Here is a 21,031-nt window from a genome sequence, read left to right on the forward strand (position 1 = left end):
ACCTCATTCGGCTGGCTCCTGGATTCGCAACTTTGCAACGATCGCTTTCGATTTTCCCGGAGGTCGTGGCTTGCCCGCAGACAGCAAATGCAAGCCCTTGACCAGGCCAAAGATCGCCGGGATCACGATCAGGGTCAGCAGCGTCGAGGAGATCATGCCGCCGATCATGGGCACGGCGATGCGCTGCATGATCTCCGAGCCGGTGCCGGTGCTCCACATGATCGGCAGCAGGCCGGCCATGATCGCGACCACCGTCATCATCTTCGGGCGGACGCGCTCGACGGCGCCCTCCATGATGGCCTCGCGAAGGTCTATCCGGCTCAATGTCCAACCCTCGGCGGCGCGGCGCTCCTTGATCTCCGCAAGCGCTTGATTGAGGTAGATCAGCATCACAACGCCGGTCTCGGCGGCGACGCCGGCGAGCGCGATGAAGCCCACGGCGACGGCGACAGAGAGGTTGAACCCGAGCCACCACATCAGCCAGAGCCCGCCAACCAGCGCGAACGGCAGCGACAGCATCACGATCATCGTGTCCGTGACCGACCGGAAATTGAGGTACAGCAGCAGGAAGATGATGAGGAGCGTCGCCGGCACGACGATTTTCAGACGCGCCATGGCCCGCTCGAGATATTCGTACTGGCCGCTCCAAACCACGTAGTAGCCCGGCGGAAACTGGATGCTGGCCTGGACGGCGCGCTGCGCCTCCGCGACGTAGCCGCCGAGATCGCGGTCGCGGATGTCGACGTAGATGTAAGTGGCGAGCTGTGCGTTCTCCGTCCGGATCGATGTCGGGCCGCGCGCGAGTTGGACGGTCGCGACTTCCGCGAGCGGGACGGCGCCGCCGGCCGGCATGGGAACGAGGATGTCGCTTGCGATCTTCTTCGGATTGTCCCGGAGGTCGCGGGGATAGCGCATGTTGACCGTGAAGCGCTGCCGGCCCTCGACGGTGGTCGTGACCGCCTGACCGCCGAGCGCGGTCGCGATGGTGTCCTGGACGTCTTGGACCATGATTCCGTAGCGGGCCAGCGCCGACCGGTCGGGGGTGATTTCCAGATAGTAGCCGCCGATACTGCGCTCCGCGTAGGCGGACGAGGTCCCGGGCACCACCCGCAGCACCTGCTCGATCTGCTTCGCGAGCTTATCGATTTCGACGAGGTCAGTCCCGATCACCTTGACGCCGACGGGGGTCCGGATGCCGGTCGAGAGCATGTCGATGCGCGCCTTGATCGGCATGGTCCAGGCGTTCGATACGCCGGGAAACTGTAGCGCCTTGTCCATTTCGGCGATCAGCCCGTCGATTGTGAGGCCTTTCCGCCACTGTCCCTTCGGCTTGAGGTTGACCACGGTCTCGAACATCTCGGTCGGCGCCGGATCGGTCGACGTGGAGGCGCGGCCGGCCTTGCCGTAGACGGACTCCACTTCCGGAAACGACTTGATGATGCGATCCTGCGTCTGCATCAGCTCGGCGGCCTTGGTCACGGAAATGCCGGGCAGCGTCGTCGGCATGTAGAGCAGGGTGCCTTCGTTGAGGTTCGGCATGAACTCGGTGCCGAGCTGGCGCGCGGGCCAAATCGTCACCGCGAGCACGGCGAGTGCGAGCAGGATAACCAACGTCTTTGCGCGCAGCACGCCCTTGATGACCGGTCGGTAGATCCAGATCAGGAAGCGGTTGATCGGATTCCTGTGCTCCGGAACGATCCGCCCGCGGACGAAGATCACCATCAAGGCCGGCACCAGGGTCACCGAGAGCAGCGCGGCCGCGGCCATCGCGAAAGTCTTGGTGAAGGCGAGCGGGCTGAACAGCCTCCCCTCCTGCGATTCCAGCGTGAAGATCGGCATGAAGGAGACGGTGATGATGAGCAGGCTGAAGAACAGCGCCGGCCCGACCTCGGAGGCGGAATCGATCAGGATCGCGATCCGCGACCTGCCGGGCTTGGCGCGCTCCAGGTGCTTGTGGGCGTTCTCGATCATGACGATGGCGGCGTCGACCATGGCGCCGATGGCGATGGCGATGCCACCAAGGCTCATGATATTGGAGCCGATTCCGAGCAGCTTCATCGCCCCGAACGCCATCAGCACGCCAACCGGCAGCATCAGGATGGCGACGAGCGCGCTGCGGACGTGCAGCAGGAACACGATGCAGACCAGCGCGACGACGGTGCTTTCTTCGACCAGCGTATGCTTGAGCGTATCGATGGCGGCATAGATCAGGTTCGACCGGTCATAGACCGGCACGATCTCGACTGATTTGGGGAGGCTGGTCGCGATCTCCTTGAAGCGCTTCTTGACGTTCTCGATGACGTCGAGCGCGTTCATGCCGAAGCGCTGGAGGACGATGCCGCTGGCGACTTCCCCCTCGCCGTTGAGCTCGGTGATGCCGCGCCGCTCGTCCGGTCCCAGTTCGACCCTGGAGACGTCCCGTAGCAGCACCGGCGTGCCCTTGTCGGTCTTGAGGACGATGTTACCGAGATCGTCGATACTCTTCAGGTAGCCCTTTCCGCGGATGACGTACTCGAACTCCGACAGCTCGACAGTACGCCCGCCGACGTCGGCGTTGCTGGCACGGATCGCGTCCCGGATCTTCTGCATGGTGATGCCGAGATCGCGCATCCGCTGCGCGTCGAGGACGACGTTGTACTGCTTCACGAAGCCGCCGACACTCGCGACCTCCGCGACGCCCTCCGCCTTGGCAAGGGCGAATTTGAGATTCCAGTCCTGGATGGTGCGTGTGTCCGCGAGGTTCAGTTCCTTGGACATCACCGCGTACTGGTAGACCCAGCCGACGCCGGTCGCGTCCGGACCGATGGTCGGCGCCACGCCCGCCGGCAGCCGTGAGGTGGCGGCGTTGAGGAATTCGAGGACACGCGAGCGGGCCCAGTAGATGTCGGTGCCGTCCTCGAAGATCACGTAGACGAAGGAGACCCCGAAAAAGGAGAAACCGCGCACCACTTTGGATTTCGGCACCGTGAGCATGGCGGTGGCCAGCGGATAAGTGACCTGGTCCTCGATCACCTGTGGCGCCTGCCCTGAATACTCCGTGTAGACGATGACCTGCGTGTCGGAGAGATCAGGAATGGCGTCCAGCGGCAGATGGACGAGCGCGTAGATTCCGGCGGCAGCCGCGAAGCCGGTGCCGAACAGCACCAGCAGCAGGTTGCGCGCCGACCAGGCGATGACGCGGGCGATCATGGGCGCGCTCCCGTCGTGCCTGCCGCTTGGGCGGGTTGCGTACCCTCGGGCGCGGCAAACCCCTTCAGCGCGGCCTTCAGGTTGCTCTCGGCGTCGATCAGGAAATTGGCCGAGGTGACGACGGCCTCGCCCTCCGACACGCCTTGGGTCACCTCGACGAAGCCGCCGCCGCGACGGCCGAGCTTCACTTCACGCGGCTCGAAGCGGCCCTCACCCTTGTCGACAAGGACGGCCTGGCGGCTTCCGCTGTCGAGTACGGCGCTCTCCGCCACCGCCAGCACCGGCCCAGGCGTGCCGGCTTCGATCTCGGCATCGACATACATCTCGGGCCGCAGCACTTCGTCGGGATTGGGCACCTCGATCCGGATCCGCGCGGTGCGCGTCGCAGCGTTGAGATGGGGATAGATCAGCGCCACCGTGCCGGCGAAGCTCTGGCCGGCGAGAGCGCGCGGCCTGATGGTCACTTTCGTGCCGACGGCGACTTGCGGCAGATCGCGCTCCGCCATATCGATGAGCACCCAAACCAGGCGGTGGTCCGCGATCCTGAAGAGCACGTCTCCCGGGCCCGCCCGCATCCCGGGCACAGCGTTGCGTTCAAGAATCTCGCCGTCCTGGGGCGCGAGCCAGGGAATCGAGAGCGAGATTTCCCGGGTGCGTTCGAGCTCCTTGATGGCGGGCTCCGGCGTGGCGAGATTCTCCAGCCTCCGGCGCGCGCCCTTCAGTTCCTTCCCGGTCGCGCCGGCGTTGATGGCGGAGAGATATTCGGCGGCGGCGCTCGACAGCGCGGGGCTGTATACGTTCAGCAGCGGTTGCCCCTTGTGGACGTGATCGCCAGTCGTGACGTTCGCGACGCTCTCGACGAATCCCTCGAAGCGCAGCGCGACCACCGAAACGCGTCTCTCGTCTTCCTGGATGGTCCCTGGCGCGCGGATCAGGGTGGTGACGGGCCTCCTCACGACCGGCTCGGACCTGGCTCCCGTGCGCTGAATCTTGCCGGGCGACAGTTTCACCGACCCGTCGTCGCTGTCCTCGCCTTCGTAGACGGGGATGTAATCCATCCCCATCGAGTCCTTCTTCGGCACCGGCGAGGTGTCCGGCAGGCCCATCGGGTTGCGGTAATACTTGATCTTGCGATCGCCCTTGGCGTCGGTCGCCATAACGTCGGGCGCTTCGTCAGCCTCCTCGAAGCTGATGTCCTCGTCCGCCCGCACGGCGCGATAGTCGCGGCCGTCGGCGGTCTTCTTCGGGGTGAGCGAATAGAACGGCCGGCCGTCCGGATCCCGGAAATAGATCGGTGCGCCCGCGTCAGCCGCATGCGCGGCGAAAGTCAGCGAGCTTGAATCCGACTGAGGCTGCATGGCGCGGCCGCCAATCAGCGCGACACCTGCCGCCGCGAAAATCGCAGCGGCAGTGCCTGTAATGGCGAGGCGGGTCATTTCTCGGCCGTGACGACGAGCTTGTTTTCGACCGTGCCGGTCTCGCCCTGCACCTTGGCGCCGAGCGAGAGTTGCCAGCGTCCGGCCATGCTGAAATTGGCCTTGAAGCGATAGGTCCCGGGTTCGGTGCCCGGCATCGGCGTGACCTTGGTGACCATCTCCTGCATGCCGTCAGGCGCCATGTCGAGCCGGCTGGCGAAGATCACCGCATCGGGTATCGCCTTGCCACTGGTCTTGTCGACCAGCCGCACGGTCACGATGCGATCGGCCCCGGTCTTGATGGTCGGCTGAACCAGATGGAATTCGTAGTTCTTGATTTCGGCGTGCGCGCTCCCCGTGAACGCAGCACCGATCAGCGCGGCCATGGCGGCGCGCGCGAGCTTGGTGGTCGTCATAATTTATAGTTCCTCGATGGGTCTGATGGAGCCGCCGGAGCTGCTCGCGGCAAGCCGGATGCAGCCGAGCGGCAGGCAATGGCGCGCACGCCGATGTCGGCGCGCACTATCATCAGGCGCGTCAGCGCCGATCAGGCCCGGGTTCGAGGAGGATGGTCGGGAGGTTTTGCCGCGAGGCCGTCGCGCAGGCGGTCATTGCCCGGCGCGAGCGCGCTACTCTGCGGCTGCCGCTCGATCTCCGTGCTCGCTCCGGAAGGAGCGGAGAGCGAGAGGCTCAGCATGCACAGCGCGACGAGCGGACAGGAATCGCAGGTCTTGCTCTTGGTCTGATCCGGGCAGCAGGGCATGTCTTCGTACATGCCTTGCGTGTCGTCCGACATCGCCGCCATGCTGCTTCCTGCACCCGATACCGCCATGGCAGATGCCGGCGTCGCCAGCGGTGCGAGCAGGAGCCCGACCGCTACGAGCAGCATCACGACAACCTTGGCGAACCTATTCAGGTGCATGCCTCGTTGTCGCATGGCACGGCGGAACCTGTAAACCGGCCCGACATCACGATTTGGCCAGAGGCGGACGCGGCGGCATCTTGTGCGCGGGGCAATATAATTCGCGTTAAGCAAATTCTGAATTTTTGGAGGAGCGTGCGATCAGCCACTGCGCTCGGGGCGTTGCGACAACAACGCTTCAGCTGCCGCATCTTGAAGGAGCCAATCTTCTTTGGCTTCGATCGTGACCGCGACGCGGCGGCTCGCCTCCATTGCCCGCTCCAGCCACTTGATGGCCTCGTCGATCCATTCGTCATGGTGCGCTGGATCGGCGATGGCCTTTTCCCGAAATGCGTCTGCCTGCTTCAGGCAAGCGGTTCTGCGGTCCACGCGGCTCTCCCGAGTTTTCCGCCCCGACCGCATCTTTGATGCATCGCGTAATGGACGTCGTTAACATAGGACATGTGACGCGCCGCAAAAACGGAAGGCGTCGCGAATGTTTGTTCCCGCCGACGATGCCGGCCGTCGGCATCGCGGGCGCGGCAACTGCGGTCATTACGAACGCGGGAGGGCTCGACCTTCATACATGAACGTCATCGGCTTTGGTCCCCGCATATAGCCGACATTGAGATCTTGGACGAAGAAGCCGTTGGTGCGGATCAGGTCTGCGATGGCGCGGTTGAGATGGCAGCCGCCCGCGATGACCTTCCAGGGCGGGGTCAAACGATCCTGCCACCATTGCACGCTGGGCTCGGGTGCGCGGCCATGCTCGACGAACAGAAGCTGTCCGCCCGGCTTCAGGATACGTCGAGCCTCCGAGAGCGCGCGATTGACGTCGGGGATGCTGCACATCGTCCACGTCGTCACGACGGTGTCCACGCTCGAACTCTCCAGCGGAATAGCTTCCGCGGAGCCTTCGATCAGATCGAGCCAGCTCGCATGCTGCCGACCGGCGTTGCGCGCGATCTCCAGCAGCTTGGGTGATGGATCAATGCCGATGATTTGCGTCACGCTCGGCCCGTAGAATCCGAGATTGAGCCCCGGACCAATGCCGAGCTCAAGGACGCGCCCCGTTGCGGCGGATGCGACCCGGGTACGATAAGGCACGAGCTGGGCCTGGCGCATGGCGAGCTGCGTCAGCCAAGGCAAGATCCTGTCCTGATAGAAGCTCATGCGACTCCTCGGACATCGTATCTGTCTCGCGGGGCCGTGCTGGCCCCGCGTCCTGTCGCGGTGGCCTTACGCCCGTTCTTCCCAGATCATCGCCAGATGCACGATGGTCTGCACCGCCTTCTCCATGTCCTGCCGGCTCACCCATTCCAGCCGCGAATGAAACGCGTGCTCGCCGGCGAAGATGTTGGGGCAGGGCAGTCCCATGAAGGACAGGCGCGAGCCGTCGGTGCCGCCACGGATCGCGGTGCGCATCGGCCGCAGGCCGGCGCGGCGGATCGCCTCGATGGCGTATTCGAGCACGTGCGGGTGCCGGTCGATCACCTGCTTCATGTTGCGGTACTGCTCGCGTACCTCGAATGTGTAGGTCGAGCGCGGATAGTCCTTCATCACGTCCTTGACGATGGTCTCGAGCAGGACCTCCTTCTCCTTCAGCCCTTCCTCGGTGAAGTCGCGGACGATGAAGGAGAGCGTCGCCTGTTCCAGCGCGCCCTCGATGCCGACCGGGTGCAGAAAGCCCTGCTTGCCTGAGGTCGTCTCCGGCGAGCAGCCTTCCTTGGGCAAGCGCTCGACGATGGCGGCCGCGATCTTGATCGCGTGCTCCATCTTTCCCTTGGCATAGCCGGGATGGGCGCTGACGCCGTTGATGGTGATGGTGGCCCCGTCGGCCGAGAAAGTCTCGTCCTCGACGCAGCCGGCGCTCTCGCCGTCCATGGTGTAGCCGAAATCCGCCCCGAGCTTCTTCAAATCGACATTGTCGACGCCGCGGCCGATCTCTTCATCTGGCGTGAACAGGATCTTGATGGTGCCGTGCTTCACATCGGGATTGTTGATGAAGAAATGCGCGGCATCCATGATCTCGGCGACGCCGGCCTTGTTGTCGGCACCCAGCAGTGTGGTGCCGTCGGTCGTGATGATGTCGTTGCCGATCTGGCTCTTCAGCGCAGGGTGCTCGGCGAAGCGGATCACCTGGCTGGTGTCGCCAGGCAGCACGATGTCGCCGCCGCGATAGTTCGTCACCAGCTGCGGCTTGACGTCCTTGCCGGTGACGTCGGGTGAGGTATCCATGTGCGAGCAGAAACAGATCACCGGCACCTTCTTAGGTGTGTTGGCCGGGATCGTTCCATAGACATAGCCGTAGTCGTCGAGATGCGCGTCCTCGACGCCCATGGCTTTCAGCTCGGCGGCGAGCACGCGGCCGAGATCCTTCTGCTTCTCGGTCGAAGGCGAGGCCGGGGAGTCCGGATCGGACTGGGTGTCGATGGTGACGTAGCGCAGAAAGCGCTCGGTCACGGTATGCGAAAAGGTGAGGGAGGACATTTCTGGTCAAACCGCCGGGTCAGATGAGCAAGGCGATATACCAGAAAAGCGGGCCGCGTTGCGGCCGGAACGAGGTCGGATCAGGCTTAACGAAACGTAATTGCTAGATCGCCTCTTTCAGTTCCTTGACCGGGCGGAACGCGACCTTCCTGCTGGCCTTGATGTGGATCGGCTCGCCGGTGGCGGGATTGCGGCCGGTGCGGGCGGCGCGCTTGCGGACCTGGAGGATGCCGAGACCGACGATCCGGACGCGGTCGCCCTTCTTCAGGTGCTTGGTGATCAGGTCGACCATGTCGGTCAGGACGGCCTCGGCTCGCTTTTTCGACAGGTCCTGGCTCTCCGCGATGTCAGCGGCGAGGTGCTTGAGCGTGATGGTGGCGGGAGCGGCTGCTTTCTTCGCCATGTCTGCCTCCTCGATTCTGGCCGGAGTCCTCTAGGAAGATAGTCTGGGAACTCCACAAGTTCCGCGAGGCGTAGACGATTCGGGAATGGACTGACTACGCGTCTGCGCGGCCCGTTAAGCATCGTCTGCATGCGGTGCTTGGTGGGAAATGCGGGCGTTGCGGCTAACGACGCAACGTCCTTGACTTCACCAAGTCCGGCCTTTAAGTCCCCCCTCGTTCCGCAGACATTTGCGTGTCACGCGGGAGTAGCTCAGTTGGTTAGAGCGCCGGCCTGTCACGCCGGAGGTCGCGGGTTCGAGCCCCGTCTCTCGCGCCATTTCATGGCGGAATACACCCCTCGATCTCATAAAATCAATGGCTTGGCGGCTTGTCTTTACCTGTCGCTGGACATCAAAAAGGCCGCCCAAGGGCGGCCGTTTGGCGTCAAATCGGACCTTTCGTCTCAGCGAATCTCCGAGGAGCCCGCGCTGGTCACCACCACAGGCTTGCCGGCCTTGATCACGTGGGTGGACTGAGCGGTCTGGCTGTAATCGGCATGGGTGCGGGCCGCGATCCCGAAGCCGGCCACCGCAATGCCGGCCACCAGCGCCACCACCACGATCTTCAGGTGGGTCGCACGATCAGCAGAGTGAATTGAGTGGTTCATCTGAGCCTCCCGACGGGCTTTGCCGCCGTCTATGGGCTCCTCTTCTAGGCACTCTCTGTTTCCGGATGGTTTCGCGGGTTCCGCAAAATGGTTTCATTAATACGCCCGCTTGGTTTCGCCGGGCTGGTGGCCTGAAGCGGCGTTAGGCGGCCGCTCGGCCGATGTCATCCCGGATCGAGCGGGCCGCCCAGATGAACAGCAGGGCGCCGAGCGTGGTCGTGACAGCGGCCGAGAGCAAGGAGTAGCGCACGGCATCCGCGCCATAGCTGCCCTTGAGGGCATCGTTGACCGCGCCCACGGCGAGCGGGCCGACACCCTGGCCGAAGCAGGTCGCGGTAAGGGCAATGAGCGCGGAAGCGAGCGCCCGCATGCTCGGCTTGGCCACGGTCTGCGCAATCGCGAAGACGGGGCCGAGATGGAAGCCGACCAGGAACGAGGTCAGCGCCAGCATGGCCACCATCATCGTAAAATCCTGCGTCAGCATGCACAGCGCGAACACCGGGCCGGCGACGCCAGAGGTGACCGCGGGCGCCCATAGCTTCCAGCGGTCGTCACGACGGCTGATTTGCGCCACCACGAAGCCGCCGAGCAGGGTGCCGGCCATGCCGGCGAGCCCCTTGAAGGCACCGGCATAGGTGCCGATCTCGGCGCTCGACAGATGGTGCACGCGCGCCAGGAACGGCGGGATCCAGGCTGCGGTCGCGTAGTTCGTGTAGGTGGTGAGGCAGAAGCCGATCAGCACGATCACGAAGCTCCGCTGCGAGGCGAGGAAGCGCAGCGTCGGCTCGAGCGGCTCGGGGACGAAACTCTCCTGCATTGCGCCGCGCTTGGGCTCGGAGATCGTCAGCCACAGCAACAATGCGAGCAGGATGCCGGGCAGGCCCGCGACGTAGAAGGCCATGCGCCAGCCATAGTGCTGGTTGACGTAGCCGCCGACGAAATAGCCGAGGAAGACGCCGAGATAGGTGCCAATGGCGTAGATGCCGAGCGCGCGCGGACGCTCGTTCTTGGCAAAGAGATCGGCGACGATCGATTGCGAGGCCGGCGAGCCCGCGGATTCGCCGATGCCGACGCCGATGCGCGCCAGCGCCAGCGAGGTTAGGCTGGTCGCCGCGCCGCACAGTGCCGTCATTGCGCTCCAGAACGCGAAAGCGAGGGCGACGATGTTGCGCCGGTTGAGCCGGTCGGCGACGCGCGCGATGGGGATGCCGAGCAGGGAGTAGAACAGCGCAAAACCAAAGCCTGCGAGCAGGCCCATCATGGTGTCGCTGAGCGCAAACTCCTTCTTGATGGGCTCGATCAGGACGTTGAAGATCGTGCGATCGAGGAAATTCAGCGCATAGATGATGGTGAGCAGGCCCAGCACGTAATAGCGCCGCCCCGACGGCTTTGCTTCGGCCGTTTGCACCGACATTTGTGACGCTACATCGACCATTGCTTCCCCCGATTTGTCTTTGTTGTCGTTGTCGGTCCAGCTGCTCTAGCCTTCGCGGATGTAATTCCCCGCTTCGAATTCGACCGGCGGCGCGGCTGCATCGAACGAGACGCCGATTGGATCACGGCCTGCTGCGAGCGCGTCGAGCTGATCGCTCAGCATGCGCCGGATCATCAGGATGCCGCGGTCGCTCTGGCCGAAATGCTCCTCGGAGTGGACGGTCACCTCGCCCTGGCCGACCTGGGCCTCGTAGTCGCCCGGGAATTGCTGATGCTCTTCCTCGGTCATGTCCCACCAGAATTTGCCGTTGAACTTCGAGCGCATGCGGCCGATGTCGCCTGGATTCTTGACGCGGCCGGCGACGTAGATGCGGAAGGACGTATCGTCGATCGGAAGCACCCAGCCGATCGACTCGACGCGGGCGAATTGCGCAACGCGCGGGTTCGGCACCACGCGAAGCGTCGGCAATGCGGCCTCGCTGACGCGATAAAACACCTTGCCGTCGTCCTGCTTGCGCTCGGAGCGCACGAGCACGCCGCGCGGCGATTTCTCGAACTTCACCTCGGGGATCGAGGCCATCATGTTGGTGAATTGCGGGCCCGAGAACGAGCCGTGCAGCACCGGCACGTGATAGGGATCGACCACGTTCTCGAAGTGCTGGAGCCAGTTGCAGGGGATGATGGCGGGACCGCCGCCGCCGATCGAGGAATCGTCGGCATCGACCAGTTCGCCATCGTCCATGTTTTCCAGACATTCGTAGGTCGGCAGCACCGGACGTTTCTCGGCCGGGCCCATATAGGCGAAGATCAGGCCGTAGCGTTCCTCGACCGGATACCAGGGCTGACGCACCTTGTCCTTGAACTGGCCGCCGTCAGGCTCGCAGGGCTGCTCCAGACAGTGGCCTTCGGTGTCGAACTTCCAGCCGTGATAGCAGCAGCGGATGCCGTCCTCCTCGACCTTGCCATAGTAGAGCGTGGTGCCGCGATGGCAGCAGCGGGCGTGCAACAGGCCGGCGCGCCCATGCTTGTCACGGAAGAGCACGAGATCCTCTCCGAGCGCGCGCACCTTTTTCGGCGCGTTGGTGGCGTCGCTGGTGAGCCCGACCGGGTGCCAGTAGCGGCGGAGCAGCTCGCCCATCGGCGTGCCGCGCACGACCGAGGTGAGCTCGGTGCGCGTATGCGCCGGCTTCATCGCATAGGCCGTACCGAGATCGCGATCCCGCTGGGTGATGGTCATGCTGCTCCTCCCGCTGTGGGCCGTGCTGGCCGGGCCTTTTTCATGCCTTGTCCCGAGTGAAAGATAATTCGATGACAATGTCAACGATCTTCCAAATGCCTCTTAGACGCATTCGGATCAGATTGGGGGAGGCCGCCGTGACCCGGGCTTGGCACGCCCCGGCTTTCTTGGCAGAGGTGGAATCATGAGCGAGACGGAGAGCAGGGGCGGGTCGACGCCGTCCGAAACGGACGAGAGCGCGCCGGCGGCGCCGGTCACCGCGATGCTGTCGTCGCGGCTGATGGTGCTCGCCAACCTGCTCAAGCGCGGCGCCATCCTGCGCTACAAGCGTCTCACAGGACTGAACTCAGTCGAGTTCGGTCTCGTCGCCTCGCTTGGGCGGCGGCCGCCCATGAGCGTGGCGCGGCTCGCCGAGGCGGTCGGCCAGGACAAGGGACAGATCAGCCGTGCGCTGGCAAACCTCTTGTCGCGCAAGCTGATCGCGAAAACGGCAAACCCGAAGGACAGCCGCGAGGTGCTGATCTCGCTGACTGCGACGGGCCTCGCCGCGCATGATGCGATTGTCGATGGCGCGCAGGAACGCAATCGGCGCCTGCTGCAACATTTGAGCGAAGCCGAGTTCCAAGTACTGCTTCGGCAGGTCGATCAGCTCACGGCGATCGCGGCCGAGATGCTCGAGAGCGAGAAGAATTCGCGCTGATGTCTCGGCAATCTCTGGAAATGTTGGAGCGCTTCTAAGAATCTTTCTAAGAAGTTTTCAATTAGGCAATTCGCGCACCCTCACATAAGCGTCACCGCAGCGCATGTCGCCGCGGGGACTGGCGGCATGATGCATCAAAACATGCAGCTTGGGGTGGCGCGTTGAACAGTCTTGGAATGCTGCGGTCGGCCGTGTTGGCGACCGCATCCGCTTGGGTCTTGATGCCGCAGGCATCGCTCGCACAATCGTCCGCGCAGGGTGGCGCGCAGAACATTCCGTCGGTGACGGTCACGGCGCCGGAAGCGCGCCGCCGCACCGCGGCGACCCCTCAGCGCCGTGCGCCGCGGTCGTCGGAGCAGACCGCCAACAGGAACAAGCCGCAGCCGCAGCGCAATGTCGGCTTCGTCGAGACGCCGCGCGGTCCGGTGAACGGCTACGTCGCCGGCCGCAGCTCGTCCGGCACCAAGACCAACACGCCGATCATGGAGACGCCGCAGTCCGTGTCGGTGATCGGTGCCGAGCAGATCCGCGACCAGAAGCCGAACAAGCTCGACGAGGTGCTGCGCTACACCGCCGGCGTGCGCGCCGGAACGTTTGGCACAGACACCCGCAACGACTGGTGGCTGATCCGCGGCTTCAAGTCCGAGGACATCGGACTGTTCCTCGACGGCATGCAGCTGTTCTACACGTCCTATGCGAGCTGGAAGCTCCAGACGCCCAACATGGAGCGCGTCGAGGTGCTGCGCGGACCGTCAGCCGTGCTCTACGGCGGATCGAGCCCAAGCGGCATCGTCAACGTCATCAGCAAGATGCCGCCGGCCGAGCCGATCCGCTATATCGAGACCGGCGTCAACAATTTCGGCAACGCCTATATCGGCTTCGATTTCGGCGGACCGGTCGCGACGAGCCCCGAGAACGGCAAGCTGTTCGCCCGCGTGGTCGGCCAGGTCCAGAACGGCGGCACCCAGGTCAACTTCACGCCCGACAACAACTACTTCATCGCGCCGTCGGTCACCTGGAAGCCGGATGCCGACACGACCTTGACGGTGCTGGCCTCGGCCTCGAAGCAGGACACCCGCGGCATCAACTTCCTGCCTTACCAGGGGACGGTGACCAGCGCGTCGTTCGGCAAAATTCCCACCAGCTTCTTCGTCGGCGATCCCAGCGTCGACAAGTTCACGCGCGAGCAGGAGATGCTCGGCTATCAGTTCGAGCGCAATCTCACTGACGACCTGACGTTCCGTCAGAACGCCCGCTTTGCGCATGTCGACATCACCTACCGCGGCTATGTCGGCAACGGTTGGGCCGACATCAACACGGCCACTCTCAATCGGTACAATTGGTATGCGAAGAACACTGCCAATCAGGCCAATCTCGACAACCAGCTCGAGTACCGCTTCGACACCGGCCCGGTCAGGCACACGATGCTGTTCGGGGTCGACCTGAGGGGCTACCAGATCGACGACTACCAGGCCTTCGGGTTCGGCGTGCCCGCGATCAACGTCTTCAATCCCGTCTACGGGTCGGCCGAGGTTCCATTACCGAGCGCTCCGTTCCGGAACTTCCTGATCACGCAGAAGCAGGCCGGCACGTATCTTCAGGACCAGATGAAGCTCGGCAACTTCACGCTGGTGCTGAGCGGGCGCAATGACTGGGTCGAGACGACGCAGGAAGCGCGCGACACCGGCGCTCTGGTCGCCAGCCGCGATGACAGCAGGTTCAGCGGCCGCGCCGGGCTGATCTACAATTTCGACAATGGCATCGCGCCCTACGTCTCCTATTCGACGAGCTACAACCCGATCATCGGCCTCAACGCCCAGAACCAGCTGTTCCTGCCGGAGACCGGCAAGCAGGCCGAAATCGGCGTGAAGGTCGCGCCAAAAGGCTTCGACGGCTATTTCACGGTCTCGGCTTTCGATCTGGTCCGGCAAAATGTCGCGACGACATTGCCGGGTAGCGTACCCGTGTTGCAAAACCAGACCGGCGAGGTGACCTCGCGCGGCATCGAGCTCGAAGCGGTGGCCAATGCCACGAGGGAGCTGAAGCTGATCGGCTCCTTCACGGCCTATCATCTCTTCAACAGCAAGGATCTCGATCCGGCGCTGGTCGGCAAGACGCCGACCAACACGCCTGAGTTCCTGGTCTCGGGCTGGGCCGACTACACCTTCAAGGACGGACCGCTGGAAGGATTTGGTTTCGGCGGCGGCGTGCGCTACGTCGGCTCGTCCTGGGCGGATACGGCCAACACTCTCGAGGTTCCCGCAGTGGTGCTCGGCGATCTCGCGGTCCACTACGAATGGCAGAACTGGCGGACGGCGCTCAACGTGATCAACGTGACCGACAAGATGTACGTCGCGAGCTGCGCGTCGGCCACGTCCTGCTTCTACGGCGACCGCCGGCGCGTGACCGCCAGCGTCTCCTACAAGTGGTAGGCGAGGGGAGACTGTCGTGAAGGCGCGCACGGTCAGGCTCTGGTCCGTGGTCCATAACTGGACCAGCCTGATCTCGACCGTGTTCCTGCTGCTGCTCTGCCTGACCGGCCTGCCGCTGGTGTTCCACCACGAGATCGATGAGCTCCTGGGCTATGCCCCCCAGCCCGAAGCTCATGCGAGCGCGGCGCGCGCGACGCCTCAACAAATCGCCGAGGCCGCGCTCGCCGCCGATCCCGGCCGGGTGATGCAATATATCTCCTGGGACAAGGACGAGCCCGGGATCGTGATGGCCTTCACCAACAGCGCCCCTGACGGGGTTCCCGACAATGCGACGGTGCGAGCCTTCGACGCGGTCTCGGCCAAGCTGCTCGGGCCTGTCGGCGTCGGGCCGATGCTGATCGTGCTCAAGCTGCACACCGACATGTTCGCTGGCCAGGCCGGAAAACTGTTCCTCGGTGCGATGGGGTTCTTGTTCGCCGTCGCCATCGTCTCGGGCGTGGTGCTGTATTGGCCGTTCACCCGCCGCCTGCGCTTTGCCACCATCCGCGATCATGCCTCCCGCCGCGTGCGCTGGCTCGACTGGCACAACCTGATCGGCGCGGTGACCGTGGCCTGGGCGCTGGTGGTCGGGCTGACCGGAGTCGTCAACACCTGGGCCGAGCTGATGCTGAACCAGTGGAAGGCGACCGAACTCGCCAGCATGGTCGCGCCCTATGCCGGCAAGCCGCCGCCCGCGCATCTCGCCTCACTCGATGATGTCGTCGCGCGCGCGAAGGGGGCGGCTCCCGGCATGGAGATCGCCTTCATCGCGTTTCCGGGCACGCCGTTCACGTCCTCGCATCATTTCGCCGCCTTCATGCGGGGCGATACGGCCCTGACGGCGCGGCTGCTCAAGCCTGTCCTGCTGGATGGCGAAAGCGGGGAGGTCGCCGACAGCCGGGCACTGCCGCTCTATCTGCAGGCGCTCTTGATCTCGCAGCCGCTGCATTTCGGCGACTACGGTGGCATGCCGCTCAAGGTGATCTGGGCCGCGCTCGACGTGCTCACGATCGTCGTGATCGGCAGCGGCCTCTATCTCTGGCTGGCGCGGCGGCGGAAGCGGTCCTCCGCCCGCGCTGACGCATTCGCCAGACGAGTTCCGGTCCCGTCGTGATGCATGGCTCGCCCGACCGCCCGCGGCTGTGGATACGTGTCTTTGCTGCACCTATCCTGCTCGGGGCTGCGACCATCACCGGCTTGCTGGCCGCGTTGCTTTGGGGCGAGGCCGGCCAATATGTCGCCTGGGTGACGGTAGGGGCGCCTGTCCTGGTTGTAATCTGGACTTTGCTGCGCCCCAGCCTAGATAAAGTGCGCCTTCCCAACAAAGGCCGTCACGGCCGAGCGCGCGTGGACTGATCGGGATCGCCCTTGCTGGGTCAGCTGATCTGCTCCATACCAGCGCGGGGTGATTCCGGGATTTCCACCGTTCTGGGAGCGGCAAAGGGCCTGAAAAGAGCGTGTCTTGCGCCCATTGGTGCACTGCGCTAAGGCTCAGAATAATTCCAAATCGGACGAATCCGTGGCTGTCCCGAGGCTGCGGGAAAAAGGGCTCGTCGATGAGCGGCATTCTAGAGAACTATCTTCCACTCGTTGTCTTTATAGGGGTCGCGGGCCTCATCGGCCTCGTGCTGCTGATCGCGCCCTTCATCGTGGCGTTCCAGCAGCCGGACCCGGAAAAACTGTCGGCATATGAGTGCGGTTTCAACGCCTTCGACGACGCCCGCATGAAATTCGACGTCCGCTTCTACCTGGTCGCCATCCTCTTCATCATCTTCGACCTCGAGGTGGCGTTCCTGTTTCCCTGGGCGGTGGCGTTCGGCAAGCTTGGCGCGACCGGCTTCTGGTCCATGGTGGTGTTCCTCGCCGTGCTGACGGTCGGGTTCGCCTATGAATGGAAAAAAGGGGCACTGGAATGGGATTGAACCCTCCTACTCAGTCCTTGGCTCCGGTCGTTGCGCCGGCCCCCAAGGGCATTTTGGATCCGTCGACCGGTAAGCCGGTCGGGGCCAATGATCCGTTCTTCCTCGAGGTCAAGCACGAGCTGTCCGACAAGGGCTTCTTCGTTGCCGCGACCGACGACCTCATCACCTGGGCGCGCACCGGCTCCTTGATGTGGATGACCTTTGGTCTCGCCTGCTGCGCGGTCGAGATGATGCAGGTCTCGATGCCGCGCTACGACGTCGAGCGCTTCGGCTTCGCGCCGCGTGCCTCGCCGCGCCAGTCCGACGTCATGATCGTCGCGGGCACCCTGACCAACAAGATGGCCCCGGCGCTGCGCAAGGTCTACGACCAGATGCCCGAGCCGCGCTACGTCATCTCGATGGGCTCCTGCGCCAATGGCGGGGGCTACTATCACTATTCCTACTCGGTCGTGCGCGGCTGCGACCGCATCGTGCCGATCGACATCTACGTGCCGGGCTGCCCGCCTACGGCGGAAGCGCTGCTCTACGGCGTGCTGCTGCTGCAGAAGAAGATCCGCCGCACCGGCACCATCGAACGCTAAGGTTTTACGTCATGGACGACGCCAAGCTCGACGCCCTGGGGCAGACGATCGTTAGCGCGCTTCCGGGCGCCGCTACCGGTCACTCGGTGGCCTTCAACCAGCTCACGGTGGACGTCGAGGCGGCCAAGATCGTCGAGGTGGTCAAGTACCTGCGCGACGATCCGAACTGCCGCTTCGTCAACATCACCGACATCACGGCGGTGGACTATCCGGATCGCGAGAAGCGTTTCGACGTGATCTATCACTTCCTGTCCCCGACGCTGAACACGCGGATCCGGCTCAAGGCCCAAGCCGACGAGACCACGCAGGTGCCGTCTCTGATCGACGAATTCCCCGGCGCCGACTGGTTCGAGCGCGAGGCCTACGACCTCTACGGCGTGTTCTTCGTCGGCCATCCCGACATGCGCCGCATCCTCACCGATTACGGTTTCGAGGGCCATCCGCTGCGCAAGGATTTCCCGCTGACCGGCTTCGTCGAGGTTCGCTACGACGACCAGGAGAAGCGGGTGGTGTACGAGCCCGTCAGGCTCAACCAGGAGTTCCGCAAATTCGATTTCCTCTCGCCATGGGAAGGGGCGGACTATCCGTTGCCGGGGGATGAAAAAGCGGGGCCGAAGAGCTGATCATGAACGAGCAACCGCAGAATCTCCGTAACTTCACCATCAATTTCGGCCCGCAGCATCCGGCGGCGCACGGCGTGTTGCGGCTGGTGCTGGAGCTCGACGGCGAAGTCGTCGAACGCGTCGATCCGCATATCGGCCTGCTTCACCGCGGTACCGAAAAGCTGATCGAGCAGAAGACCTACCTGCAGGCGATTCCCTATTTCGATCGCCTGGACTACGTCGCGCCGATGAACCAGGAGCATGCCTTCTGTCTTGCTGCCGAAAGGCTGCTCGGCATTGAGGTGCCGCGCCGCGGCCAGCTCATCCGCGTGCTCTATTGCGAGATCGGCCGCATCCTGTCGCATCTGCTCAACGTCACCACGCAGGCGATGGACGTCGGCGCGCTGACCCCGCCGCTGTGGGGTTTCGAAGAGCGCGAGAAGCTGATGGTGTTCTACGAGCGCGCCTCGGGCAGCCGTATGCATGCAGCCTTCTTCCGCGTCGGCGGCGTGCATCAGGATCTGCCGCAGAAGCTGGTCGACGACATCGAGGCCTGGTGCGATCCGTTCCTGAAGGTGGTCGACGACCTCGACCGTCTGCTCACCGCCAACCGCATCTTCAAGCAGCGCAACGTCGACATCGGCGTCGTGTCACTCAAGGAGGCCTGGGAGTGGGGTTTCTCGGGCGTGATGGTGCGCGGCTCGGGCGCGGCCTGGGACCTGCGCAAGTCGCAGCCCTATGAATGCTATGCCGAGATGGATTTCGACATTCCGATCGGCAAGAACGGCGACTGCTACGACCGCTATCTGATCCGCATGGAAGAGATGCGCCAATCCGTGCGCATCATGAAGCAGTGCATCCAGAAGCTGAACGCGCCCGAGGGCAAGGGCCCGGTCGTCGTCGCCGACAACAAGGTCGCGCCGCCGCGCCGTGGCGAGATGAAGCGCTCGATGGAAGCGCTGATCCACCACTTCAAGCTCTACACCGAGGGCGTCCACGTTCCGCCCGGCGAAGTCTACGCCGCGGTCGAGGCCCCCAAGGGCGAGTTCGGCGTCTATCTCGTCTCCGACGGCACCAACAAGCCGTACAAGTGCAAGATCCGCGCGCCGGGCTTTGCCCATCTGCAGGCCATGGACCACGTCTGCCGCGGCCATCTGCTCGCCGACGTCTCGGCGATCCTCGGCTCGCTCGACATCGTGTTCGGAGAGGTCGATCGGTGATGGCGCAGGCGCCAATCCAGTTTGACCGTGCCTCGGGGGCCCTTGAAGGGGCCAACCTGTGGGAGCGGACGGCTGCCTTGGCGCTGGTGACGGGATCGAAGATCTCCTCGCACTTCTCGCATATGGGCTACATCGCTTGCGCCAATTTGCTGGCGAAGACGCTGCCCAAGCGCAACATCGCGATCAGGCTCAATCCCGACGCCGTGTTCGAATTCCCTTATGGCGACGGCTATTGGAGCAAGCTGCTCAACCGCTCCTACAACTACGAGGACGAGCTCGAGCTGCTATTCGCCGACTCCATCGACGTCGACTACACGCTGCTCGATTGCGGCGCCAATTACGGCTACTGGTCGGTGCTGGTCTCGAGCAGGCCGTTCGGTTCGCACAAGGCGATTGCGATCGAGCCGTCGGGTCAGAACTATCCGAAGCTAGCCAACAACGCCCGCATCAACGAGGGCCGCTTCGAGACGATGAAATGCGCGATCGGTGCAGCGCGCGGCACCGCGCGCTTGTCTGGTACCAAGCACGAAGCCTTCAGCATCGCCGGCGATCCCTCAGTGGGCGGCGAGGAGGTGCCTGTCATCGCGCTCGACAATCTGATCGACGACGGCAAGGTTGCCTCCAGCGGCAAGTATCTGATCAAGCTCGACGTCGAGGGCGTCGAGATCGAGGCGATCAAGGGCGGTGCCCGGCTACTCCAGGCCGACAGCGTCATCATGTGCGAGGAGCACGGCAGCGACCGCTCTCATGCGGTGTCGCGCTACATCCTCGAACAGACCCCGCTGAAGCTGATCGTGTTCGATCCGCGCAGCAACCGGATGGAGACCGTGACCGAGCTGTCGATCCTCGACCGCATCAAGGTCTCGACCCATGTCGGCTACAACGTTTTCGGCACCGCAAGCGCATTCTGGCAGGACAGGATCGATGCCCTGAATGCCAAGAATCTGAATGCCAAGTCCGCGCGCCGCATGCAGTGAGAGATTGAAGAGATGTCCGTTCGCCGATTAGCACCGAAGGAAGTCCAGCCCGCGAGCTTTGCGTTCACGGAGGAGAACCTCGCATTCGCGCGGCAGCAGATCGCGAAATATCCGGCCGGACGGCAGGCCTCCGCGGTCATCGCCATCCTCTGGCGCGCGCAGGAGCAGAACGAGGGCTGGGTCTCGGAAGCCGCGATCCGCGTCATCGCCGACATGCTCGACATGCCCTATATCCGCGTGCTCGAAGTTGCGACCTTCTACACGATGTTCCAGCTCGCCCCCGTCGGCAAGAAGGCCCACGTCCAGGTTTGCGGCACCACGCCGTGCCGCCTGCGCGGTGCCGAGGATCTGATCCACGTCTGCGAGCACCGCATCCATCACGAGCCCTTCCATCTCTCGAAGGACGGCAATTTCAGCTGGGAAGAGGTGGAGTGCCTGGGCGCCTGCGTGAACGCGCCGATGGTGCTGATCGGCAAGGACACCTATGAGGACCTGACCAAGGAGAGCTTTGGCAAGGTGCTCGACGGTTTTGCATCGGGCAATCCGCCCAAGCCCGGCCCGCAGAACGGCCGCCAGTTCTCGGCGCCGATTACGGGGCCGACCACGCTGAAGGAGATCACCTGATGCGTGATCTCTCGTCGCCTTCAGTGCAGGGGAGCGGTGCCATGAAGAAGTGGGGCTTCATCGCGATGCACGCCGCGTTGGCGGCCGCGTTCATTTTCCTGCTGCAGCGTTTCAGCCTGAACGCGTCGCTGGAAACCAGTCTGCTCTGGGCGCTGACCTTCGCCGTCTGCGCCGCCGGACTTGCCTACAAGCAGTCCAATCGTTGATCGGAAAGCACT

Annotated in this window: 21 protein-coding genes and 1 tRNA gene; 11 read left to right on the plus strand and 11 right to left on the minus strand. The window is 64.0% G+C overall.

The window, feature by feature from the left end; translation table 11 throughout:
* Positions 1 to 3: 3 nt before the first annotated feature.
* The 8 genes from ACR9YP_RS23450 to ACR9YP_RS23485 all read right to left on the minus strand — a co-directional run bounded on the left by ACR9YP_RS23450 (position 4) and on the right by ACR9YP_RS23485 (position 8,398).
* Complete coding sequence (locus ACR9YP_RS23450) at positions 4 to 3,189, minus strand: efflux RND transporter permease subunit (RefSeq protein WP_474217190.1); 3,186 nt, start codon at positions 3,187 to 3,189, stop codon at positions 4 to 6.
* On the minus strand, positions 3,186 to 4,625 hold the full coding sequence (locus ACR9YP_RS23455) for an efflux RND transporter periplasmic adaptor subunit (protein ID WP_474217191.1): 1,440 nt from the start codon (positions 4,623 to 4,625) through the stop codon (positions 3,186 to 3,188). The genes ACR9YP_RS23450 and ACR9YP_RS23455 overlap by 4 nt, the downstream gene beginning before the upstream one ends.
* Positions 4,622 to 5,020, minus strand: a complete 399-nt coding sequence (locus ACR9YP_RS23460) for a FixH family protein (protein WP_091886033.1) — start codon at positions 5,018 to 5,020, stop codon at positions 4,622 to 4,624. The genes ACR9YP_RS23455 and ACR9YP_RS23460 overlap by 4 nt, the downstream gene beginning before the upstream one ends.
* 131 nt (positions 5,021 to 5,151) lie before the next feature.
* Entirely contained in the window at positions 5,152 to 5,526 is a 375-nt protein-coding gene (locus tag ACR9YP_RS23465; protein ID WP_438107998.1) for a hypothetical protein, read from the minus strand.
* 141 nt (positions 5,527 to 5,667) lie between these two features.
* Positions 5,668 to 5,895 (minus strand): hypothetical protein, encoded by a 228-nt coding sequence (locus ACR9YP_RS23470; RefSeq protein ID WP_091886028.1) that lies wholly within the window; start codon positions 5,893 to 5,895, stop codon positions 5,668 to 5,670.
* A 165-nt stretch (positions 5,896 to 6,060) separates the two neighbouring features.
* Positions 6,061 to 6,678, minus strand: a complete 618-nt coding sequence (locus ACR9YP_RS23475; RefSeq protein ID WP_438107999.1) for a class I SAM-dependent methyltransferase — start codon at positions 6,676 to 6,678, stop codon at positions 6,061 to 6,063.
* A gap of 66 nt (positions 6,679 to 6,744) precedes the next feature.
* A complete protein-coding gene (pepT, locus tag ACR9YP_RS23480) occupies positions 6,745 to 7,995 on the minus strand; it encodes a peptidase T (protein ID WP_370985990.1) in 1,251 nt (416 codons plus the stop codon).
* Between the two features lie 103 nt (positions 7,996 to 8,098).
* Positions 8,099 to 8,398, minus strand: a complete 300-nt coding sequence (locus ACR9YP_RS23485) for an HU family DNA-binding protein (protein ID WP_091886018.1) — start codon at positions 8,396 to 8,398, stop codon at positions 8,099 to 8,101.
* Between the two features lie 240 nt (positions 8,399 to 8,638).
* Here ACR9YP_RS23485 and ACR9YP_RS23490 point away from each other — a divergent pair.
* Positions 8,639 to 8,715, plus strand: a tRNA-Asp gene (locus ACR9YP_RS23490).
* Positions 8,716 to 8,841: 126 nt separating this feature from the next.
* Here the strand turns inward: ACR9YP_RS23490 and ACR9YP_RS23495 are convergent.
* From ACR9YP_RS23495 to ACR9YP_RS23505, 3 genes are all read right to left on the minus strand, one after another.
* Positions 8,842 to 9,045 carry a hypothetical protein gene (locus tag ACR9YP_RS23495; protein WP_370985992.1) on the minus strand — a complete coding sequence of 68 codons (204 nt, stop codon included), beginning with the start codon at positions 9,043 to 9,045 and terminating at the stop codon, positions 8,842 to 8,844.
* 142 nt (positions 9,046 to 9,187) lie between these two features.
* Positions 9,188 to 10,480, minus strand: a complete 1,293-nt coding sequence (locus tag ACR9YP_RS23500; protein WP_438108000.1) for a spinster family MFS transporter — start codon at positions 10,478 to 10,480, stop codon at positions 9,188 to 9,190.
* 45 nt (positions 10,481 to 10,525) lie between these two features.
* Positions 10,526 to 11,716: a Rieske 2Fe-2S domain-containing protein gene (locus ACR9YP_RS23505; protein ID WP_438108001.1), complete on the minus strand. Its 1,191-nt coding sequence runs from the start codon at positions 11,714 to 11,716 to the stop codon at positions 10,526 to 10,528.
* Positions 11,717 to 11,900: 184 nt separating this feature from the next.
* Here ACR9YP_RS23505 and ACR9YP_RS23510 point away from each other — a divergent pair, with 184 nt between their 5' ends.
* From ACR9YP_RS23510 to ACR9YP_RS23555, 10 genes are all read left to right on the plus strand, one after another.
* Positions 11,901 to 12,416, plus strand: coding sequence for a MarR family winged helix-turn-helix transcriptional regulator (locus tag ACR9YP_RS23510; protein WP_438108002.1), 516 nt, complete (start codon positions 11,901 to 11,903; stop codon positions 12,414 to 12,416).
* Between the two features lie 176 nt (positions 12,417 to 12,592).
* Positions 12,593 to 14,848: a TonB-dependent siderophore receptor gene (locus tag ACR9YP_RS23515; protein ID WP_474217192.1), complete on the plus strand. Its 2,256-nt coding sequence runs from the start codon at positions 12,593 to 12,595 to the stop codon at positions 14,846 to 14,848.
* A gap of 16 nt (positions 14,849 to 14,864) precedes the next feature.
* Positions 14,865 to 16,001, plus strand: a complete 1,137-nt coding sequence (locus ACR9YP_RS23520; protein WP_474217193.1) for a PepSY-associated TM helix domain-containing protein — start codon at positions 14,865 to 14,867, stop codon at positions 15,999 to 16,001.
* Positions 16,002 to 16,443: 442 nt separating this feature from the next.
* Entirely contained in the window at positions 16,444 to 16,809 is a 366-nt protein-coding gene (locus ACR9YP_RS23525; protein WP_091886001.1) for an NADH-quinone oxidoreductase subunit A, read from the plus strand.
* Positions 16,800 to 17,390: a NuoB/complex I 20 kDa subunit family protein gene (locus tag ACR9YP_RS23530; RefSeq protein ID WP_164935041.1), complete on the plus strand. Its 591-nt coding sequence runs from the start codon at positions 16,800 to 16,802 to the stop codon at positions 17,388 to 17,390. Before ACR9YP_RS23525 ends, ACR9YP_RS23530 begins: the two co-directional genes overlap by 10 nt.
* Before the next feature lie 11 nt (positions 17,391 to 17,401).
* A complete protein-coding gene (locus ACR9YP_RS23535) occupies positions 17,402 to 18,013 on the plus strand; it encodes an NADH-quinone oxidoreductase subunit C (RefSeq protein WP_091885996.1) in 612 nt (203 codons plus the stop codon).
* Between the two features lie 2 nt (positions 18,014 to 18,015).
* Positions 18,016 to 19,212, plus strand: a complete 1,197-nt coding sequence (locus ACR9YP_RS23540) for an NADH-quinone oxidoreductase subunit D (RefSeq protein ID WP_091885993.1) — start codon at positions 18,016 to 18,018, stop codon at positions 19,210 to 19,212.
* Positions 19,212 to 20,189, plus strand: coding sequence for an FkbM family methyltransferase (locus ACR9YP_RS23545; protein WP_438108006.1), 978 nt, complete (start codon positions 19,212 to 19,214; stop codon positions 20,187 to 20,189). Before ACR9YP_RS23540 ends, ACR9YP_RS23545 begins: the two co-directional genes overlap by 1 nt.
* 12 nt (positions 20,190 to 20,201) lie before the next feature.
* Positions 20,202 to 20,813: an NADH-quinone oxidoreductase subunit NuoE gene (nuoE, locus tag ACR9YP_RS23550; protein ID WP_091885987.1), complete on the plus strand. Its 612-nt coding sequence runs from the start codon at positions 20,202 to 20,204 to the stop codon at positions 20,811 to 20,813.
* Entirely contained in the window at positions 20,813 to 21,019 is a 207-nt protein-coding gene (locus ACR9YP_RS23555; RefSeq protein ID WP_438108007.1) for a hypothetical protein, read from the plus strand. The genes nuoE and ACR9YP_RS23555 overlap by 1 nt, the downstream gene beginning before the upstream one ends.
* The last annotated feature ends 12 nt before the right edge of the window (positions 21,020 to 21,031 follow it).

Source organism: Bradyrhizobium sp. BR14999 (assembly GCF_056106085.1).